Source organism: Parapedobacter sp. ISTM3 (assembly GCF_016533505.1).
In the GTDB taxonomy this organism is placed as follows: domain Bacteria; phylum Bacteroidota; class Bacteroidia; order Sphingobacteriales; family Sphingobacteriaceae; genus Parapedobacter; species Parapedobacter luteus.
This window is the reverse complement of sequence record NZ_JAENGN010000018.1, coordinates 44,484-64,423: the sequence shown is the minus strand read 5'-3', so window position 1 is coordinate 64,423 and position 19,940 is coordinate 44,484. Positions and strand designations below refer to the sequence as shown.

Genomic DNA, 19,940 nt, shown 5'->3' with positions numbered 1-19,940 from the left:
AACAATGTGGTTTGCTGCTTGTTTTTGTTTCGACTGGATTTGTTAAAAAAGGACACCTGCCAATTAAACAGCAGCAATGGACAATTTGATACACCACCATTGAATAATTATTAGTTACTTTGTACCGTTTTTCCAAACCGGACACTATGGAGATTGAAGCCGGAGAACTACTCAGGAAGATAAATACACCCGCAGACCTCAAACGACTTGGCCAAGCCGATTTGGTCAAATTATGCGGCGAATTACGCCAATACATCATTGACACCGTGTCCGTCCACGGCGGGCATTTTGCGGCTAGCCTTGGCGTTGTAGAGCTCACGGTGGCCTTGCATTATGTGCTCAACACACCATACGACCAACTCGTCTGGGATGTCGGCCATCAAGCTTATGGTCACAAGATCCTCACGGGCAGGCGCCATGTATTTCATACCAACCGCGTGCTGGGAGGCATTAGCGGTTTCCCCAAACGGGGTGAGAGCGAATATGATTCGTTCGGCGTGGGTCACTCGTCAACATCCATTTCGGCGGCATTGGGGATGGCTGTAGCCTCCCACTACAAAGGCGAGACCGACCGCCAGCACGTCGCTGTAATTGGTGATGGTGCCATGACTGCCGGCATGGCTTTCGAAGCGCTCAACCATGCCGGCATTGAGAAGTCCAACTTACTGGTCATCCTCAATGACAATTGCATGTCCATTGACCCCAATGTAGGGGCGTTAAAGGAATACCTCACAAGCATTACCACCTCTAAGTCTTGGAACCGATTCCGCGATGATATTGCTTATGTGCTCACCAAGTTATCGGAAATCGGGCCAGATGCATTAGGCGTGGCAAAAAAAATTGAAAAAAGCATAAAAGGCACGCTTCTCAAAAACAGCAACCTGTTTGAGTCGCTCAACTTCCGCTATTTTGGGCCGGTCGACGGGCATGACGTCAAGCGCCTAGTGCACATCTTGGATGATTTACGCGATATTCCTGGCCCTAAACTCTTACATTGCATCACGGTGAAAGGCAAAGGTTATGCGCTGGCTGAAAAAGACCAGACAACATGGCATGCCCCGGGCTTATTCGATAAGATCACCGGTGAAATCAAAAAATCCAAGGCAGATAAACCTGTTGCGCCGAAATACCAGGACGTCTTTGGGCACACATTGGTCGAGTTAGCCGAAGTGAATGACAAAATCATGGGCATTACCCCGGCTATGCCTTCAGGCTCTTCCATGAACATCATGATGAAGGCCATGCCCAACCGGGCCTTTGACGTTGGCATCGCCGAGCAGCATGCGGTGACGTTTTCTGCCGGGTTGGCGACACAAGGTATGATCCCCTTTTGCAACATCTACTCCAGCTTCATGCAGCGCGCTTATGATCAAGTTATACACGATGTAGCCATCCAGAATCTCCACGTGGTTTTTTGCCTTGATCGTGCTGGTATCGCCGGAGCAGATGGCCCTACTCACCATGGCGCTTATGATCTTGCTTACATGCGCTGCATTCCTAACCTTGTTGTGGCAGCTCCTATGAATGAGGAAGAGTTACGGAATCTCATGTATACCGCACAGCAGGACGGCATAGGGCCCTTTGCCATCCGGTATCCACGTGGGCAGGGTGTTATGCCCGATTGGCGTAGACCGCTCAAGGCAATAGACGTGGGCAAGGGCCGCAAGCTCTGCGATGGCGAAGACGTTGCTTTGCTCAGCATCGGCCATATTGGCAATGAGGCTACGAAAGCATGTATTACCCTAAATGAGGAAGGTATTTTCCCTGCGCATTATGACCTGCGTTTTGTAAAACCACTGGATGAGGCCCTTCTTCATGAAGTATTCGGTCAATTCAAAAAAGTCGTTACAATAGAGGACGGATGCATCCAGGGCGGCATGGGCAGCGCTGTGCTTGAGTTCATGGCAGACCATGGTTATCAGGCATCGGTAGTCCGGCTGGGTATCCCCGATGAAGTCGTGGAACACGGTGAACAGCAAGAGCTCTGGCGACTATGCGGTTATGATAGTGAATCCATTGTCCAAACCGTACGGAAGATAGCAGTGAGCCGTAAAACGGACAGCTTGGCTGGATAACGCGTTTGTTACGCCCAGCTTTTTGTTTCGATTCAGGATTTACTAATTTAGCCGCCCATACCACATTGGTATTTGACATCCATTTCTCAGAATAAAGCATCATGAATATAACGAAGCTGCGCGTTGTTTTTTTAGCGATATCCTTATTTTCCGTACAAGCCAACGCTCAAGAATCGGTGCCACGCCCAAAACTGGTGGTCGGGCTTATGGTTGATCAAATGCGTTGGGATTATCTCTACCGCTTTTACGATCGCTATGGCGCAGGAGGCTTCAAGCGCTTACTTAGCGAAGGATTTTCCTGTGAAAACACCTACATACCCTATGTACCCACATATACAGCCATTGGCCACAGTACGGTGTACACAGGCAGCGTCCCAGCCATACATGGCATAGCCGGCAATGATTTCATCATCCAGCAAACCGGCCAGCGGATGTATTGCACCCAGGACGATAATGTAAGCGGTGTTGGTACCGATGAAGCCGAAGGCAAACAATCACCTCGCAACCTGCTTACTTCCACAATCACCGACCAGCTCAAGCTGGCTACCAACTTTCGCTCCAAGGTCATCGGCATCGCCATCAAAGATAGAGGCGGTATCCTTCCGGCGGGGCACTTCGCCGATGCGGCCTATTGGTTTGAAGGCAATTCGGGCAATTGGGTATCCAGCACCTTTTATATGCAGGAATTGCCCGAATGGGTGCAGCAATTCAATGCGCAAAAGCTAGCTGAAAAATATCTTCAGCAAGATTGGAATACGCTTTACCCCATTGAAACCTATGAGCAGAGCATCGAAGATGACAACGCCTATGAAGCCACTTACCGCGGCGAAGCATCGCCCGTATTTCCGAAGCGACTCGCGTCTTTGATGAAAGACAATGGCCTGGGGTTGATACGTACCACGCCATTCGGCAACACCCTGACCCTTGACTTGGCTAAGGCAGCCATTGCCAACGAACAGTTGGGCCGCAACCCCCAACGAGTTACCGATTTCCTTTGCCTGAGCCTCTCTTCTACCGATTATGTCGGACACCAGTTTTCCGTGAATGCTATTGAAATCGAAGACACCTACCTGCGGCTTGATAAGGAACTGGAAGCGTTTTTCGCCTATCTCGATGAGCAGGTCGGACCAGGTGAGTATACCCTATTCCTTACTGCCGACCACGGCGCATCGCACAACCCGCTGTTTTTTATGGATAAGCGGGGCAACGCCGGTTATTTTGACGAACGCAACGCACTCACAGGGCTCAATACCCTCCTATCCGAAAAATTCGGGCAGGAGAAAATCGTCCGCAGCCTGATGAATTATCAGGTACACCTCAATTACGAAGTTATTGAAGCAAACGATTTGGACGAAGAAGACATCAAAGAAGTGGCCATTAAATTTCTACGAACCTTAGACGGCGTGGCTTTTGTGACCGACATGGAGAAGGCAGGATCATCAAGCATCCCTGCACGTATACGCGAACGGATTGCCAACGGATACAACCCCAAGCGAAGTGGATGTATCCAAATTATCCTCGAACCGCAGTGGTATAGCGGCTCGCCCCGCTCGCGCGGCACCACCCATGGCACCTGGGCCTCCTATGATGCCCACATTCCATTGGTATGGATGGGCTGGGGTATCAAACACGGCACGACTAACCGCGAAACACATATGACCGATATCGCATCCACTGTGGCGGCGCTATTGCACATTGAGGAGCCCAACGGAAACATCGGAAATCCAGTGGTCGAGTTGTTGAATGACTAATAACCAGGGGAAAGGCATCGGTTATCGTAATCAAAGTTAACAATCGTCGGCCGATTGAAAACCTCAAATGTTCTGGGTTTTTTAATATTGCGCATCGCCAAACCCCTAAGAGCTCAGCCGTTTTTATACTTTTACAAAGATGAAGCTCAGGCCCGCCCTGTTTTTGCTATCCCTGATAGCCCTGGCTGTGTGTCCCACTAAAGCCAACGACACGGTATTGGTGCAACTTCAGCAAGTATTGCGCAATAAGGCGTTGTACGATAGCACGAAAGAACGCAAGATCAACTCCATCAAGCAGCACCTGCAAAATAGCTCCTTGAGCCTGGCCAAGCAATACGAAGTAAATCGGCAACTTATTGAAGCCTATAAAAAATACAGAGCGGATTCTGCTGTATTCTATGCGAAGCAAAACCACCAGATTGCGACAAAGTTAGCTAACTCATTTTTCAAGAATGAAACAGCAATTCAGTTGGCTTGGTTATACTCATCCGGAGGCCTTTATATCGAATCAAAAAAACTGCTGGAAGGAATCGACCGTATTTCATTGCCGGACCGGCTCTTGCCGGAGTATTATGAAACGTACCTTGCCTTCTGCAGTCACTACGGGCAAAGTAACGGCAACAACGCATATTACCAGAAAAGCGAACAATACCGTGATTCGCTATTAGCTGTTCTTGATACAGCGTCCCTAAAATATCAGATTACAGCAGCTACCCGAACGCTCTACGAAGGGAAACAAACGGAGGCAGAAGCGATGTTACTGGCCTTGCTTGGCCAGACTGACGACCAAAACCCCGAACAGGCGCTCATTACCTACCTGCTTGGTGTCATCAGTAAAAACAGAGGTGATATTGCACAACAACTGCATTATTTTGCCATGTCTGCCATTACCGACATGATAAATGCTATCAAGGACAACGCTTCCCTCCAAAGCTTGGCGCTTACATACTATGACATGGGCAACATAGCACTAGCATATCAGTTTATGGAAGCCGCTATCAATGATGCCATTTTCTGCAACGCACGGTATCGCACCGTAGAAAGCACGATTTACTATCCCATCATCAATGCTTCCTTCAGAGAACTGGAACGCGAACAGAAAGCTGAACTCCGATTATATTTGGTGTTAATCAGCGTTTTATCCATCGGACTCATCATTGGCATTGTTTATAGTTATATACAAATGAAGCGCCTCGCGAAGACACGAAAAGCACTTTATCTGACAAACCAGCAACTCAGCCAACTAAACCTAGCGCTTCAAAAAGCCAACGACAATTTGTTTGAAGCCAACCATATCAAAGAAGAATATATCGCTCATTTTTTCGACATCTGCTCGGCCAACATTGAGAAACTGGAAAACTATAGGAAATCCCTTCACAAAAAGGCGGTTAATAACCAATACGATTTGCTGTTAAAAGAACTGAAATCTACAAACCTCGCCGAAAATGAGTTAGCAGAACTGTATCATAATTTTGACACCATCTTTCTCAACCTCTACCCTACGTTCGTATCTGAGTTTAATAGCCTTCTTTTACCCAACGAACACATACTTCCGAAATCCGGTGAGTTGCTCAATAACGAGCTACGGATATTTGCGTTAATGCGCTTGGGCATTACAGACAGCGTAAAAATTGCCGGTTTCCTGCGATATTCTTTACGCACCGTGTATAATTACCGCACCAAGATTCGGCATAAAGCGGCCGTTTCACGTGAGGAATTTGAGGCTCAGGTCAGGCAAATCGGCACCTTAAGACAGATTATCTAAGCCAACTGATGGGATAAATAGTTACTTTTTCAACCTTCCGCGATCACATTAAATAACTGATTATTAGCTAAATATTCATTTTCAGATTTTACTTTTTCGCTTCACTTCTGCGGTAGTATAGATTTCTGCCATTGCGTGTTTCTAATTTTGTCAGACATAAGTGATGGTCGCTTATGCCATGGTTGGGATAGCCAATTAAAAACCCAATTTAACCTGTATTAAAATCAACGATATGGAATTTTTCTTTATCCAACTAAAAAGGGGTATTTTCCCTATCTTTCTACTATTTACCTGGTTCAATGCTTCGCCAAGTCTTGCCCAGATCAATCTGCGCGTTACAGGAACGGTGACTGACGCCAGCAATGGGGAGCCGATGTTTGGGGTATCAGTGTCCCAAAAGGGGGCATCCAATGGCACTACAACAGATGACAATGGACAATTTGTATTAAACAACGTACCGGAAGGAGCGATCGTTGCTATTTCATTTATCGGCTATGACCCATTAGAACTACCTGCAACCGACAACCCAATGAACGTCCAATTAAGCCCGTCGTTGAACATGCTGGAAGATGTGGTCGTCATAGGTTACGGCTCGGTGAAACGGAAAGATGTCACAACCGCCATCTCAAGTGTATCGATGGATGACCTCAACGAGCGGCCCATCGTATCAGCGGCACAGGCAATACAAGGCAGGGCAGCCGGTGTGTCAGTTATCCAGCCTAATGGCGCACCGGGAGGCGAAACATCCATCCGTATCCGGGGGACGACGTCGTTTAACGGCAGTAACGACCCCCTCTACGTCGTAGACGGCGTACCCGTAGACAACATCAACTTTCTCTCTCCGCAGGACATCGCTGACATGCAGATTTTGAAAGATGCATCTTCAGCGGCAATATATGGGTCGCGAGCAGCCAATGGCGTAGTCCTCATCACGACCAAAAGAGGAGCTGAGGGTGGCGCAAAAATTTCTTTAAGTGCACAGGCAACACAAAACCGGGTTACGAATAAAATCGAGCCGCTAAACACTGAACAATACCGTGAGCTACAAAACGAAATCGGCCTGATAAACCTGCCGGAAGGACTCACCGACCAAACCAACTGGTTCGACGAAGCATATAACACCGGGCATATCCAAAATTATCAAATGTCCATCTCCGACGGCACGGAAAAGCTGAAATACTTCCTTTCAGGTGGGTACCTAGACGAAAAGGGCGTATTAGCCACCGCATTTTATAAACGTTATAACTTCCGCGCCAATATTGATAACCAAGTACGTGATTGGTTGAATATCAGTGCCAACGTATCGTATTCCGATTACAACAACAATGGTATTATATCTGGCACCGGTGCCAATCGGGGGGGCGTCGTACTATCAGTGATCAACACACCTACTTATGCACCGATCTGGAATCCTGAAAACCCCGCCCAATATTACAACAACTTCTACGGGATAGGCAACATCACTAGCCCATTGGAAAACATGGCGCGCAGCAAAAACAATAAGGCCCGCGAAAACCGATTGCTCGCTTCAGGACACGCCACGCTACTGTTTACACCGGAGTTGCAGCTTAAATCATCATTCACGGTAGACCGTCGCAATGCAGTGAGTACTGCTTTTCTTGATCCTGTTTCTACAGCTTGGGGTCGCAACCAATATGGTGAGGGATCAGACAACCGCAATATGAATACGGTGCTGACCTGGGATAATATCTTAACGTATGCCAGAAGCATTGACCGACATAACGTTGAAGCGATGGGCGGTACGTCGTGGACGCAATCTGAATATACCAACAATTGGATCAGCGGATCGCACTACCGTAATGATCTAATTCCAACATTGAATGCAGCAAATAAGATCGCTTGGAATGGTACTGGTTCGGGTGGTTCGGAATGGGGAATCATGTCCTATTTCGGCCGAGCATCGTATAATTTTGATAGCCGCTACCTCGTCACCGCTAACCTCCGCGCAGACGGGTCGTCCAAGCTACATCCCGACCACCGTTGGGGGGTATTTCCATCGGTATCTGCGGCATGGCGCCTGTCCGCTGAGCCATTCATGGAAAACGTAACCTGGTTGGATGATCTAAAAATCCGCGGGGGATGGGGACAAACGGGTAACCAATCAGGCATTGGCGACTATGCCTACCTGCAACGCTATACCATCAACCGCATCGAGTGGTTCGTTGAGGGCCAGGAAAACGCTTTGCCCGCTATCTCTCAAGCCAACCTACGTACGCCTGACTTGACCTGGGAAACCACTACGCAAACCAATATCGGTCTTGACTTTATGGCGCTCCGGAATCGGCTGACCGTCAACCTTGATTATTACTATAAACGCACCACGGATATGTTGATGTTTGTGTCGCTGCCCGCAGGTGCGGCAGCGGCTAATTCAATTGTTCGCAATGAAGGAGTGATGACCAACCGTGGGGTTGAAATCACGGTCAACAGTCAGAACTTCCGCGAAGGCGAATTCCGCTGGGATACAGACTTCAATATATCCTTCAACCGCAATAAGCTAGAAAGCCTTGAGCTACAGCAAATCTATAGTGCCGCCACCACCAGCGAAGTGGTTAACGAAGCCGTAGTCCGCAATGAGCCTGGCAGGCCTCTGGGTGGATTCTTCGGCTATATCAGTGACGGCGTAGACCCGGAGACCGGTGAGCTCATGTATCGGGACCTCAATAATGACGGCCGACTTTCCTCTTCAGACCGCACCTACATCGGTAATCCCAATCCAGATTTCACCTTTGGTCTTACCAATACGCTTTCCTACAAAAATTTCAACTTGAGTATCTTCTTACAAGGATCTTATGGCAATGATATTTACAACGCCTCGCGCATGGAAACCGAAGGCATGTATGACGGCAAAAACCAGTCAACCCGCGTACTCGACCGTTGGCGTATACCCGGCCAGATTACCGAGGTGCCCAAAGCAGGGTTTGACATCCGAAACTCCACTTACTTCATAGAGGATGGCAGCTATTTACGGGTCAAAAACGTTGCCCTGTCGTACAATATCAGGGGCAGCCTGCTGACGCGCTGGGGTATCAATCGCCTACAACCATACGTGTCAGCAACCAACCTACTCACGTGGACCAACTACTCCGGTATGGACCCGGAAGTAAACCAATGGGGAAACAGTGGAGCAGTGCAAGGCATCGACTGGGGGACCTACCCTCAAAACCGTTCATTCGTAGTAGGGATTAATGTTGAATTCTAAAAACCATAGACCAATGAATACCAAATATATATTTCCAATAGTGTTGAGCAGTGTTCTGCTGTTTATGAACTCCTGCTCATTAATCTTCGAGCCGGTAGACACCTATTCTGATGTGACAGAAGGCATCACCGAGGGCGGCGATGAGGTGGTTTTTCGCGACAAAGCGGCCGTGGAAGGTCATCTGGTGACACTCTATAACCAATTAAGGGAGCGTCAAGAGCATTGGTATCTGGACTTGTTGCTAATTGCAGAAGCTCATGCGGATAACGCCTACGCGGGTACGACTGGCGCCGAAGTGGTGCCCTTTGAAAACAATGCCATTGAGGGTTCCAATTCCGTCATCAACCGTGATTGGAACCGCTATCTTGAGGATATTGCACGAGCAAACCGTCTCATCGTCAATATTGACGGCGTGCAGGACGCATCGCTAACCATAGCTGAGCGCGAACGGTATAAGGCCGAGGCCAAAATTTTCAGGGCAATGATTCTTTTTGATATGGTCCGTCTTTGGGGATCGATCCCCGTCATCACCACCGAAGCAGAAGATATTACATCGGAAACCATCGGAGAAGTATATGATGATTATTTTCCCTCTCAAGCTACAGAGGAGGAGGCGTATCGCCAAATTGAACAGGACTTATTGGACGCATTAGGTGCGGCTCCGGACAATAACCTGTCGGACAAAACACGCTTCTCTAAATCTGTGGCTAAAGCACTGCTGGCCAAAATATATGCCGAGAAACCCATTCGAGACTATAATAAAGTCATCCAATATGCGGACGAACTGGCTGCCGACGGCTTTGACCTTGTAAGCGATTACAGCGACCTGTTCGGCATGAATGCCAGTAATACGGATACAAAAATGCGTAACACCCAAGAATCAATCCTAGAAGCACAGTTTTTCTCCGGCGGCGGCAACTGGGTAACGTGGATGTTTGGCCGCGACCTGACCAACTGGAACAATAATTTTACTTGGGCAAAATGGGTAACCCCTTCGCGCGACCTTATCCGCACCTTTCAAAATGAAGGCGACGAAGTACGCTACCGAGAATCCATTGTATATTATGAAACCAGCTGGAGCAATTATTACCCTTCAAGCAATTACCCCTTTATGTACAAATGCCGTTCAGCGTTCAGCAGCATCATCAAATACCGATACGCCGACATCTTGCTGCTCAAGGCCGAGGCTCTCATTATGCGCGATGGGGCCGATTTGGCTGCCGCCGCCGATATTATAGACCGTATCCGTCAGCGGGCCGGTGGTCTGCCACGATTGAGCAGCTCCGTGCGTGCCAGCAAAGAAGCCATGTTGGATGCGCTCTTGAAAGAACGACGCCTGGAGCTGGCTTTCGAAGGGCAACGTTGGTTTGACCTGGTTCGACTGAACAAGGTGGAAGAGGTGATGAATGCCGTTTTTGCCAACGATTCAGGAAGACGGCCACAGGTCTATCCATTTAGTGAAAACTCCTATCGCATGCCTATCCCACAGGCTGTTCTGGATCAGAATCCCAATTTAGTTCAAAACCCCGGCTATTAATCCGATAAAACATTTTCCATGCAAGTATTAGCCTTCTTAAAACGTGTTTTCACCACATTATTTGCTTTTTGTATACTGGTTTCAGCGTGCAGCTCGGACAAAGTCAATGAATCGCCCCAACCTCATGAGGAGGACAATCCTGAGGTGACGGGCGATGTAACGATTTATGTAACCACAGCCAATCTATCTCACGATTTAGCTAAACAGGCTGTGGATTTCAGCACATCATCCAACATGTCACCAACAACCATTACACTCAATCCCTCCCAGCGTTATCAAACAATGGACGGGTTTGGCGCGGCAGTGACTGGCTCTTCCAGCTACAACCTTATGCAAATGACTGCCGAGGATCGGGCGAAATTCCTTAAGGAAACATTCTCCGAAGCGGACGGTTACGGACATAGCTATATCCGTATAGCCATTGGCTGTTCAGACTTTTCACTCAGCGAGTATTCGCTCTGTGACAATCCGGGTATTGAAAATTTTGCATTGCAAAGCGAGGAGCGAGATTATGTCATTCCTGTCTTAAAGGAAATTCTGGCCATCAATCCTTCCATCAAAATCATCGGTTCGCCATGGACCCCCCCTCGTTGGATGAAGGTGAATAACCTCGTCGACCGGCAACCACACAACTCATGGACTAGTGGCCACCTCAATCCTGCTTACTATCAGGACTATGGGCTGTATTTCGTCAAATGGATACAAGCCCTACAAGCAGAAGGAATTCCCATCTACGCCGTAACGCCTCAAAACGAGCCACTCAACCGGGGCAACTCAGCTTCCCTATTCATGGGCTGGCAGGAGCAGCAAACATTTATCAAAGAAGCACTCGGTCCACAGTTACAGGCCGCAGGTTTGGGAACAAAAATCTATGTCTTCGACCACAACTATAACTATGACAACATGGCCGATCAAGTTGATTATCCCATCAAAATATATCAAGATGATGTAGCGGCGTCCTTTGTGGCCGGCGCGGCTTATCACAATTATGGGGGTAACCGCCAGGAGCTGCTTGACATTCATCAACAACGCCCCGATAAAGAGTTAATTTTTACAGAAACATCCATCGGCACATGGAACGACGGTCAGAACTTACCCTCCCGCCTGATGGATGACATGGAAGAAGTTGCCCTCGGCACGGTAAATAACTGGTGCAAGGCCGTCATCGTTTGGAATCTGATGCTCGATAGCGAGCGCGGTCCTAATCGCGACGGCGGATGCCAGACCTGCTTCGGTGCAGTAGATATCAATAAAAACGATTACAAAACCATCCGTAGAAACTCACACTATTACATCATCAGCCACCTTTCAGCGGTGGTCAAACCGGGGGCAACCCGTATCGGGACCAGTGGCTATTCCGCGGCTGGCGTAACGCACGCAGCATTTGAAAACCTTGACGGTAGCTATGCTGTCGTATTACTCAACAATACAAACGAAACAAGGCGCATTACATTCGCAGATGGCACAAACCACTTCCGTTATGAAATCCCGGCAAAATCAGTAGTCTCTTATCGTTGGAATTAGACCGTAAAATTATGAGAAAACCATTAATAACTTTTTTAATTCTCTTCGGCGCAGTCACGATGAACGCCTGCAAAAAGGAAGAGCAGAAAGCGCCGGGAAATCCCGTTATAAACATCAAAACGGAATTCTCTTCTGCCTATTTCGGCGATAGTCTTCAATTCACTGTGGGCGTCTCAGATGAAGCGCGCATACCGCTATCTACGTTGAAAGCACACTTGTATTACAGTGATGAACTAGTATCTGAAACGGTCATCCGTACGAAAACGGAGGGCGATTACACCGGCAAAATATATATCCCTTATTATGCTCATGTACCGAATGGTACGGCGACCCTTAAGCTGGTATTGCAAAACATCAACTTCACGACGCGTGAAGAAACCCTTGAATTGCCCGTCGAACGTCCCGATTACCCGTATTTAACATTGATTGCAGAAGACACCGAATATCGTATGGAACGCACAGGCCTATATACGTACGCCGCCGCTACTACCTTTCCGGCGAAGGTAAACGGATACATCAAAACACCAGCTTACGGCGACAACGGAAATGAGCTGACGTTTGGCTGGGAAGAGCATACTATCAAGGAGGGCAGTATCAATAATATTCCGTTCTCCAATGCATTCTCGGGCGACTATACCATTATGTTCAATACCTTGAACTATGAAGCCTCTCCGTTCATCATCGCATACGCCATTAACCAAACAGTAATGGATCGGGTGGACGATAACATGTATCGGGTCGATCTTGCTTTGAATCGTGAAGAGCAAGTGGTAATTGATGGTTTTGACGACTTAGATGCGTGGTGGTTCGATCCGGATTTCTTTACACGCGACGCCTCGGGTAACCTTCTATTTCAAGCGAAGAGCGGCAATTATCGAATATCGGCAGACTTCAATCATGAGTACTTCATCGTAGAAGCACTGACCGGCACAAGCTTATCCACGCTACAAGCTGATGGATCCGGCGCAGTGTGGGTCATCGGTGAAGGCATCGGAAAACCCTCAATAGCGACAAATGCTGTCGGTTGGACTACTGAGAAAGCGCTTTGCATGGCCCCGGTGGCAGATAAGATTTATCAAATCACCGTGGTTGCTGGTACCACCGTCTCAACAAACAATATCAATTTTAAATTTTTCCATCAAAAGGGTTGGGGCGGCGAATTTACCAATGCAGCCCTCAGCACCACCAGCGATCTTATCTTCGTGGGTGACGGGAGCAACGGCCGGGATCCGGGCAATCTCGGCATTACCGAAGGACAAACATTAGAAACCGGTGCCACTTATGTCTTCACGCTAGACCTTACCGGAGGCAACGACAACGGCGTTTTAACAGTCGAAAAGAAGTAGTCCCCCCTTCTTCCCCCCTTACAACCCCTTGTTATGCAAAAGCATTAACAAGGGGTTGTTGATACTAAAAAAATTATCCGTACTTTTGTATGCCTCCGCATAGGCCAGCCTACGGAGTGGTTATCCACATGAACCCTGCTGTGACATCGCAGACTCAGAAGGCGATGAAAGGGCGGGGTTCATGAGGCCGTAAATGCAATCATGCACGAATGAATACAGCAATAGCAACGCTTGATCCCAAAACACATATTATCATTAAAGGTGCACGCGTACACAACCTTAAAAACGTGGATGTGGCCATTCCGAAAAACAAGCTTGTGGTTATTACAGGCATGTCCGGGTCCGGCAAGTCCTCGCTTGCCTTTGACACGCTTTATGCTGAAGGCCAACGCCGCTATGTAGAGAGCCTTTCGTCTTACGCCCGGCAATTTATGGGGCGCATGAGTAAGCCCGAGGTTGACTACATTAAAGGCATCGCGCCGGCCATTGCTATCGAACAGCGGGTCATCACCAGCAATCCACGCTCTACGGTAGGCACTTCCACGGAAATCTACGATTATTTGAAATTACTCTATGCTCGTATCGGCAAGACATATTCCCCCATATCCGGCAGAGAAGTAAAGAAGGATACCGTAACGTCGGTGACCAACTTTGTTACCGCATTGCCCCAAGGCACCATAGCTACCGTGACTGCTCCTCTGCATCCCAGCAATAATCGCAAGCTTAAAGAAGAGTTGGCCATCCTCTTGCAAAAAGGTTTTGTACGGGTAGTGTACAAAGAGAAGATACAAAAAATAGAGTCCTTGCTGGAAGATACCGCCATCGAAAACCAAACGGCCATAGTTGGAGATTTATCCATCGTGATTGACCGCATCGCGGTAGATGGGGAGGAAGACACCGCCAGCCGCATTGCAGATTCGGTGCAGACAGCATTTTTCGAGGGCAAAGGAGATTGCTACATTGACGAAAACGGCAAGATCCATACATTTTCAGACCGCTTTGAGTTAGATGGCATGACGTTTGAAGAGCCATCGCCCAATTTTTTCAGCTTCAACAACCCTTACGGCGCGTGCAAACGCTGCGAAGGCTACGGTCGCATCGTCGGCATCGATCCGGATTTAGTCATCCCAGACAAGAGTCGCTCGGTATACGATGGCGCCATCGCTCCTTGGCGTGGCGAAAAGATGGGTCAATGGCTCCAGCAACTTGTTCGCAATTCCATAAAATTTGATTTCCCTATCCATAGGGCGTATCGCGATCTTACCGATGCTCAGAAGGAGTTATTATGGACCGGCAACCACTATTTTGACGGGTTGAATCGCTTTTTCGAAGAACTTGAAGAACAAACTTACAAAATTCAATACCGGGTCATGTTATCCCGCTATCGCGGAAAAACCAATTGCCCCGAATGCAAAGGGACACGTCTTCGCAAGGATGCGGCGTATGTTAAAATAAATGGGAAGTCCATTTCCGACGTCGTGTTAATGCCGTTGGACGCTGCGCTGGCTTTCTTTCAAAATCTGGATTTGTCGGAGGGTGAAACGAAAATCGCACAACGCCTGCTTACCGAAATCTGCAATCGGCTCCAGTTCCTCACAGACGTAGGGTTGAGCTACCTGACATTGAATCGCTTGTCCAACACCTTATCAGGTGGCGAGTCCCAGCGCATTAATTTAGCTACATCGCTCGGCAGCTCGTTGGTCGGTTCGGTATATGTACTTGACGAGCCAAGTATCGGCTTGCATCCCCGGGATACACAGCGCCTTATCGGCGTACTTAAGTCATTACGCAACGTGGGCAATACCGTGTTGGTCGTGGAGCATGAGCAAGAGATGATGCAGGCCGCAGACTACCTGATTGACATAGGGCCCGAAGCTGGAGTGAATGGTGGCCGCCTCATATTTAACGGCACTTATGGCGAAATCCTAAATGACCCGCACAGCCTGACCGGCAAGTACCTCAGCGGAAAGGAACGTATTCCCGTACCAACAAGCCGCCGCAAGTGGCACGATGCCATATTGGTCAAAGGCGCGCGTGAAAACAACCTGAAAGGAATTGATGTAAGCTTCCCTTTGAATGTATTTACCGTCGTGACAGGCGTGTCCGGCTCAGGTAAGACCTCTTTGGTGAAGCGTATTTTGTATCCAGCATTGCAAAAGGCGCTTGGCAACTACGCAGGCGAGCAAACCGGCCTGTATGATGGCATCGACGGCGACATCCAGCGACTCGAACATGTCGAGCTGGTTGACCAGAACCCAATCGGCCGCTCATCGCGGTCCAACCCGGTGACATACGTCAAAGCGTGGGACGAAATACGCACATTATACAGCGCGCAATCCGCCGCCAAAGCTGCTGGACTCAAGCCTGCGGCTTTCTCCTTCAATGTGGAGGGGGGGCGATGCGATGTGTGCCAAGGTGAAGGTGAGGTCAAAATCGAAATGCAGTTCATGGCGGATATCGTACTCACCTGTGAGGCCTGCGGTGGTAAGCGCTTTAAGCAGCATGTATTAGACGTCACTTGGAAGGAAAAAAACGTGTCTGATGTTTTAGACCTCAGTGTGGATGAAGCGCTTGAGTTCTTTTCCGGTCAGTCCAAAATTCTGGCTAAGCTCCAGCCGCTGGCCGATGTAGGCCTCGGATATGTAAAGTTAGGCCAATCATCAAGCACACTGTCTGGTGGCGAAGCCCAACGTATCAAACTGGCGTCTTTCCTCATCAAGGGCAATAACAGCAAAAATACGCTGTTCATCTTTGACGAACCCACAACCGGCTTACACTTCCACGATATCAAAAAGCTATTGAAATCATTTGATGCGCTCATAGCACAAGGCAACAGTATCCTCGTCATCGAGCACAACATGGACATGATCAAAAGCGCCGACTGGGTGATTGATATCGGCCCCGAAGGTGGCGAAAGAGGCGGAGAGCTTGTTTTCGAAGGGACACCGGAAGAAATGGTAAAAAATGCCAACACCCATACTGCCCATTTTCTGAGTAATTACTTAGGAAGCCTTACTTGATAAAATTTTCCGTTTTGTTTGACCAAATTGGTCAAAACAAAACGGGTATCAAGCGTTTCTTGACCGCCACGTGCTACCTAACCAACTATTTACAATCCCTTCTTGCCATTTTCAGGGGATAAACCCTACCTTTAGGACTTGAGTGCATGCTTTGCACAATTGTTTGTAGCATATTGTTATATAACCAAGTATTTTTATAAAAGAATGAAACGTTGCCTACTGTCCACAATGCTAAGCTTTTTGTTTTTTAGCACAATCATAGCCCAACCCACTCAAAAACCTCCTCTCCACGGCAAACACTGGATGGCCATTACTGGCAAGCCCTTGGCTGCTACTGCAGGAGCGCTCATTTTCGAGCGGGGCGGCAACGCCGTGGATGCCGCCTGTGCAATGCTGGCAGCCACCTGCACCATGTGGGATGTATTGAGTTGGGGTGGCGAGACACAGGCACTTATTTACAACCCGAATACCGGAAAAGTTATTGCCATCAATGCCCTGGGCGTTGCCCCGACCGGCGCGACACCGGAGTTTTTCAAAGGAAAAGGATACAATTTCCCGCCAGAATACGGTCCCTTAGCCGCTGTTACTCCCGGAACGCCTGGTGGCCTGTGCTATATGCTGGCTGAATACGGCAAATTAAGCCTCAAAGACATCTTAGCGCCGGCAATGGACATGGCTGCCGGGTACCCTATTGATGCGCAAACAGCCAACAGCATAGAGCGGGGCAAAGAACGCATCAAGCAGTGGCCATATAGCAAGGCCGTCTTCCTGCCTCACCTCGGCGAGGAACGGGAAGCTCCGGAGCCCGGCGAAATCTTCGTGCAAAAAGATCTGTTAGCCACCCTCCAGAAGATGGTGGACGCCGAGCAAGAAGCCCTAAAACAGGGCAAGTCTCGCGAAGAAGCAATCATGGCCGCATATGACCGCTTTTATAAAGGCGATATCGCGAAAGAAATCGTACGCGGAAACCAAGAACAAGGCGGGCTTTTCACCATGGACGATCTCGCCAATTGGAAGCCCATCGAAGAGGAGCCGTTAATGACTTCCTACAAAGGTATTGATGTATACAAGCTGCAGGAATGGACACAGGGACCGGCACTTTTGCAGGCTTTGAATATCCTTGAAAACTTCGATTTGAAAGCCATGGGCTACAATTCGGCTGAATACATCCATACCCTATACCAAACCATGAATCTGGCATTTGCCGATCGCGATTTTTATTATGGTGATCCCTATTTTACTCCCCGCCCCCCCATTAAGGGCTTGTTGAGCAAGGCATATGCGCAAGAACGCGCCAAACTGATCAACCCCGATCGCAATGATCCCAATCCGCAACCGGGCGATCCTTACGTTTATGAGGGCACGACCAATCCATTCAAATCGCTGCTGGCCCAGCGCCAAAAGCTCTTGGCTGACACTTCCGGTCTCGGCGAACTGGAAAACTTCGTGCCCAAACACGATGCCATCAGCGCATTGAATGGGGCTCTGGAATTTGATTATGCGACGACGGCAAGTGCAGATAGCCTTTACAATGATCGGCTGCTCCGGGGCACAACTAGCGTAGAAGCGGCAGATGCAGAAGGGTGGGTCGTTTCGATCACACCGAGCGGAGGATGGCTACCGGCTTGCATCGCTGGCCGCACCGGCATTGGGATGAGCCAACGAATGCAAAGCTTCGTGCTTGACTCCATCATCGACCCGTTCAACGTTGTTGCTCCCGGCAAACGCCCACGGGTGACGCTGACACCATCGATGGCTCTGAAGGAAGGCCGCCCCTACCTCGCTTTCGCCGTGCAGGGGGGAGATACGCAAGAACAGAACCTCCTGCAGTTTTTTCTCAATATGGTGGAATTCGACATGACGGTGCAGCAAGCGACGGAAGCAGCCAACATCAATAGCAACCAGCTGTGGCTTTCGCTGGGCGGCACCCTGTTCAAAGATCGCATGCCCCGTCCGGGAAGCATCTTACTGAGCAATTCCACCGACCAAGAAGTCGCAGACAGGCTGAAAGCCATGGGCTATACCGTACGGCAGGGCAACCGCACCAGCGGTCCCATCAATGCCATCTTTATCGATGAGGCTCATGGCTCACTATGGGGCGGCAGTAGCAACAACGGCGAGGATTATGGAATAGGTTGGTAGATTTCCTATCCATGCTGGTGCGCTGATAGCCGTGCCCGTATTGGTATTAAACGCTAATAACAATATCATGAACAGCAATTCAAGAAGAGCTTTCCTCAAAAAGCTTGGCGTCGGCACCGCTGCACTCTCGTTGGGAAACAACATTCTGGCCAGCAATCCTGTGATGGGTTTTTCAGCTAAAAGCTACCGCAACATTATCGGCGCCAATGAACGGATACATGTGGCCACTATCGGTGTAAACAGTAGGGGAAGCAGCATGAGCGGCACCTTCGCTCGCCATAAAAATGCAGAAGTGTCCTGTGTCTGCGACGTCGATGAACGAGCCATTCGCAAGGCAATCAGACGTGTGGCCGAGGCAGGCCAAACTGTTGTACCGAAGGCCGAAAAAGACCTTCGCCGGGTACTCGAAGATAAACATATCGATGCCATCTATACGGCAACGCCCGACCATTGGCATGCTCCGCTCACCATTATGGGCTGCCAAGCGGGGAAGCACGTATACGTTGAAAAGCCTATGGCACACAATCCCGCCGAAGGTGAAATGGCTGTCGCGGCCGCTCGGAAATACAACCGGGTGGTACAAATGGGGGCGCAAAGGCGTTCAGCCCCTGTGCTTACCAAGGGCATTCAACACTTGCACGACGGAGCTATTGGAAAAGTATACATGGCAAAAACGTGGTACACCAACACCCGCAAAGCCACATTTTTAAAACCCGGCCGCGTCCCTTCCTGGCTGGATTATGAATTGTGGCAGGGCCCTGCACCGCGCATGCCTTATCAGAAGGGACTGATTCATTACGACTGGCACTGGTTCTGGCATTGGGGCACCGGAGAAGCCCTCAACAACGGCACTCACGAAGTAGACGTCGCCCGGTGGGGTCTTGGTGTCGAGTTTCCTTCACGAATTAGTTCCATTGGCGGCCGTTACCATTTCAACGACGATTGGGAAACTCCGGACACCCAAGTTGTTACGCTTGAGTATCCCCAAGCCGTGATTGTCTGGGAAAGCCGCAGTTGTAATGGTCGAAAAGTGGAAGGGCTAGACCGCGGAGTCATTTTTTATGGCGAAAACGGCAGCTTGGAAACCGGATGGGACGGCTACAAAATCTATGACCTTCGCGGCAAGTTGACCAAGGAAGAACGATCCGAAGCAGAAAAAGGTGCCTTGGAGGGCCGGAATACCGCGAGTCCAAGTTTAAGCATGGATAACATGCATGTGGTGGATTTCCTGGATGCCATCCGCAATGACCGACACCCAAACTGCGACATCGAACTGGGGTATAAAAGCACAGTGGCCATGTTGCTGAGTAATATCGCTTGGCGCCTAAAACGCGATTTGCGCATAAACCCAGAAAATGGCCATATCATCGGCGATGCAGCAGCGCAAGAACTCTGGAGCCGAACCTACGAACCGGGGTGGGAGCCCAAAATATAATTATCCCTGTGGGCCGAAAAAAATCAATGGGCTTCGGCTTCGGAAATGAAATACCGCAAAGACCTCGTAAACCGCAATCCGGTTAGCCATTTGGCAGCGATCGGCCGAGATGGTTGCTCGCC

General features: G+C 49.1%; 10 protein-coding genes. All 10 read left to right on the top strand.

Annotated elements, in window-relative coordinates; translation table 11 throughout:
- The first annotated feature begins 146 nt into the window (after positions 1-146).
- The 10 genes from dxs to JHJ32_RS19385 all read left to right on the top strand — a co-directional run bounded on the left by dxs (position 147) and on the right by JHJ32_RS19385 (position 19,818).
- On the top strand, positions 147-2,075 hold the full coding sequence (dxs, locus tag JHJ32_RS19430; RefSeq protein ID WP_079718393.1) for a 1-deoxy-D-xylulose-5-phosphate synthase: 1,929 nt from the start codon (positions 147-149) through the stop codon (positions 2,073-2,075).
- A gap of 101 nt (positions 2,076-2,176) precedes the next feature.
- Positions 2,177-3,826: an alkaline phosphatase PafA gene (pafA, locus tag JHJ32_RS19425; protein ID WP_200122098.1), complete on the top strand. Its 1,650-nt coding sequence runs from the start codon at positions 2,177-2,179 to the stop codon at positions 3,824-3,826.
- 139 nt (positions 3,827-3,965) lie between these two features.
- Entirely contained in the window at positions 3,966-5,591 is a 1,626-nt protein-coding gene (locus JHJ32_RS19420) for a DUF6377 domain-containing protein (RefSeq protein ID WP_200122097.1), read from the top strand.
- Between the two features lie 232 nt (positions 5,592-5,823).
- On the top strand, positions 5,824-8,814 hold the full coding sequence (locus tag JHJ32_RS19415) for a TonB-dependent receptor (RefSeq protein ID WP_079718396.1): 2,991 nt from the start codon (positions 5,824-5,826) through the stop codon (positions 8,812-8,814).
- Between the two features lie 13 nt (positions 8,815-8,827).
- Positions 8,828-10,351, top strand: a complete 1,524-nt coding sequence (locus tag JHJ32_RS19410; protein WP_200122096.1) for a RagB/SusD family nutrient uptake outer membrane protein — start codon at positions 8,828-8,830, stop codon at positions 10,349-10,351.
- Between the two features lie 18 nt (positions 10,352-10,369).
- Positions 10,370-11,875 carry a glycoside hydrolase family 30 beta sandwich domain-containing protein gene (locus JHJ32_RS19405; RefSeq protein ID WP_079718398.1) on the top strand — a complete coding sequence of 502 codons (1,506 nt, stop codon included), beginning with the start codon at positions 10,370-10,372 and terminating at the stop codon, positions 11,873-11,875.
- Positions 11,876-11,886: 11 nt separating this feature from the next.
- Positions 11,887-13,221 carry a DUF5125 domain-containing protein gene (locus tag JHJ32_RS19400; RefSeq protein WP_200122095.1) on the top strand — a complete coding sequence of 445 codons (1,335 nt, stop codon included), beginning with the start codon at positions 11,887-11,889 and terminating at the stop codon, positions 13,219-13,221.
- Positions 13,222-13,430: 209 nt separating this feature from the next.
- The gene (gene uvrA, locus JHJ32_RS19395; protein ID WP_200122094.1) at positions 13,431-16,241 is read left to right on the top strand and encodes an excinuclease ABC subunit UvrA; all 2,811 of its coding nucleotides are present in this window, start codon (positions 13,431-13,433) and stop codon (positions 16,239-16,241) included.
- Positions 16,242-16,544: 303 nt separating this feature from the next.
- Positions 16,545-18,383, top strand: a complete 1,839-nt coding sequence (locus JHJ32_RS19390; protein ID WP_200122093.1) for a gamma-glutamyltransferase family protein — start codon at positions 16,545-16,547, stop codon at positions 18,381-18,383.
- Between the two features lie 67 nt (positions 18,384-18,450).
- Positions 18,451-19,818 (top strand): Gfo/Idh/MocA family protein, encoded by a 1,368-nt coding sequence (locus JHJ32_RS19385; protein ID WP_200122092.1) that lies wholly within the window; start codon positions 18,451-18,453, stop codon positions 19,816-19,818.
- Positions 19,819-19,940: the final 122 nt, after the last annotated feature.

Coding starts and splice junctions, on each gene's coding strand:
- dxs (WP_079718393.1), top strand. CDS start 147: ATGGAGATTGAAGCCGGAGAACTACTCAGGAAGATAAATACACCCGCA.
- pafA (WP_200122098.1), top strand. CDS start 2,177: ATGAATATAACGAAGCTGCGCGTTGTTTTTTTAGCGATATCCTTATTT.
- JHJ32_RS19420 (WP_200122097.1), top strand. CDS start 3,966: ATGAAGCTCAGGCCCGCCCTGTTTTTGCTATCCCTGATAGCCCTGGCT.
- JHJ32_RS19415 (WP_079718396.1), top strand. CDS start 5,824: ATGGAATTTTTCTTTATCCAACTAAAAAGGGGTATTTTCCCTATCTTT.
- JHJ32_RS19410 (WP_200122096.1), top strand. CDS start 8,828: ATGAATACCAAATATATATTTCCAATAGTGTTGAGCAGTGTTCTGCTG.
- JHJ32_RS19405 (WP_079718398.1), top strand. CDS start 10,370: ATGCAAGTATTAGCCTTCTTAAAACGTGTTTTCACCACATTATTTGCT.
- JHJ32_RS19400 (WP_200122095.1), top strand. CDS start 11,887: ATGAGAAAACCATTAATAACTTTTTTAATTCTCTTCGGCGCAGTCACG.
- uvrA (WP_200122094.1), top strand. CDS start 13,431: ATGAATACAGCAATAGCAACGCTTGATCCCAAAACACATATTATCATT.
- JHJ32_RS19390 (WP_200122093.1), top strand. CDS start 16,545: ATGGCCATTACTGGCAAGCCCTTGGCTGCTACTGCAGGAGCGCTCATT.
- JHJ32_RS19385 (WP_200122092.1), top strand. CDS start 18,451: ATGAACAGCAATTCAAGAAGAGCTTTCCTCAAAAAGCTTGGCGTCGGC.